This window comes from Nocardiopsis lucentensis DSM 44048, from assembly GCF_000341125.1.
Taxonomy (GTDB): domain Bacteria; phylum Actinomycetota; class Actinomycetes; order Streptosporangiales; family Streptosporangiaceae; genus Nocardiopsis; species Nocardiopsis lucentensis.
Map to the genome: position 1 here is coordinate 633 of NZ_ANBC01000692.1, position 1,658 is coordinate 2,290.

Annotated in this window: 3 protein-coding genes (1 of these 3 only partly in view); all 3 read left to right on the top strand. The window is 70.7% G+C overall.

What is annotated here, in order from left to right:
• Positions 1-428 carry the 3' portion of a BNR-4 repeat-containing protein gene (locus D471_RS38680; protein WP_449406575.1) on the top strand. The gene continues 595 nt to the left of window position 1, outside the view, so only the last 428 of its 1,023 coding nucleotides appear in the window; its start codon lies beyond the left edge, outside the window; the stop codon is at positions 426-428.
• A 118-nt stretch (positions 429-546) separates the two neighbouring features.
• Positions 547-1,128 (top strand): TetR/AcrR family transcriptional regulator, encoded by a 582-nt coding sequence (locus D471_RS0124240; protein ID WP_017601009.1) that lies wholly within the window; start codon positions 547-549, stop codon positions 1,126-1,128.
• 54 nt (positions 1,129-1,182) lie between these two features.
• Entirely contained in the window at positions 1,183-1,470 is a 288-nt protein-coding gene (locus D471_RS0124245; protein WP_017601010.1) for a YciI family protein, read from the top strand.
• Positions 1,471-1,658: the final 188 nt, after the last annotated feature.

Here is a 1,658-nt window from a genome sequence, read left to right on the forward strand (position 1 = left end):
CACCGCCTACGTGGTCATGCCCTTCGGTCGGATCATGGCCGCGACCAGTGAGTCCGGCTGGACCGACTGGACGATGGTCCACGACGGGTCCGACATCGACGCGTTCGGCGAGGTGCTCGTGGACGAGTCCAGGGTCGCCTCCGATGGAGTGCTGTCGATCCTCTACCAGGAGGCCGGGGACCAGCCGTCCACGCCCATCCGGGTCGCCGACTTCCGGCTCGGCTGACCCGCTCAGGGCCGTCGGCCCGCCCACCGGGGCCCGTGCGTGCGCGCGGGCCCCTCGGCGTGAACCCGCTCGGCCCGATGACACCCCCGACCCGCATCGAGCACCGCGTCGTTCCCGGGAAGGAGGCCCGATCGGGGCCGGTGCCCCCGTTCCGGTGCGGCGGACGGGGAGGCGGCCGACGTTCTTCGGGCTTGCGGTCTGACACCGCGGCCCGCGACCTCGGTGGCGCGCCCCCTTGCCAGGCTAGGACGGGTGTCCTAATGTTGTAGCCGTCGCCTAGGGCGATCGTCCTAGAGCGGGTCGTCGAACGGAGGTGTGTCGTGGGCACGCGCGAGCAGATCGTCGACGCGGCCGACCGCCTGTTCTACGAGCAGGGCTTCGAGCCGACGTCGTTCGCGGTGATCGCGGAGGCCGTCGGGATCTCCCGGGGCAACTTCTACTACCACTTCAAGACCAAGGACGACATCCTCCACGCGGTGATCGAGGCCCGGCTGGAGAGCACCCGGGAGATGCTCACCGCGTGGACGGAGAGCTCGACGGACCCGCTCGACCGTGTGCGGCGGTTCGTCGAACTCCTCATCACCAACCGCGACGACATCGAGAGCTGCGGCTGCCCGGTCGGGACGCTGACGAACGAGCTCGCCAAGCTCGACCACCCCTTCCGCGCGCACGCCGTGGGCGTCTTCGAACTGTTCCGCACCTGGTTGCGCGAGCAGTTCGAGGAGCTCGGGTTCGACACGGAGGCCGACGACCTCGCGATGCGGGTCCTCGCGTCCAGCCAAGGCATCGCCACGCTGTCGAACGCCTTTCACGACAGCGAGTTCGTCCACCGCGAGGTCGACCGGATCAACACGTGGTTGACCGGCCTGCCGGCCTCCCGGGTATCCGCCGACCGCGCATGACGAGCGACTTCCGTTCCCCCTTCTCCCGTACCCCCTGTCTGTGAGGAGACCCTCGTGTACATCGTCCTGCTTCGCCTCTCCGCCAACGGCTCCGCAGCCGCCGACCACATGGAGGCCCACCGCGAATGGATCCGCCAGGGCATGGAGGACGGTGTCTTCCTGCTGGCCGGGAGCATCGAACCGGGGCGGGGCGGCGCGCTGCTCGCCACGGGGACCACGGAGGAGGACCTCCAGGCACGGGTCGCGAAGGACCCGTTCGTGATCAACGACGTCGTCACGGCCGAGGTCCTGGAGGTCTCCCCGGGGGTGACGGACCCGCGCCTGGCCTTCCTCAAGGACTGAGACCGCGCGCGGAGGCCGCCGTCGGGCGGTCCCACACGGATGCGGCGGGAGCGTGACGCCTTCGGCGCCGGCCCGAATCGGCGGGCCGGCGCCGAAGGTCTTCGGCCGCGGAGCCGGTGCTTACGCTCAGGCGCGGTCGACCATGAGCTGCCCGTCGGCGGCGCGCTGGCCGGTCAGGCCGCTGCCGT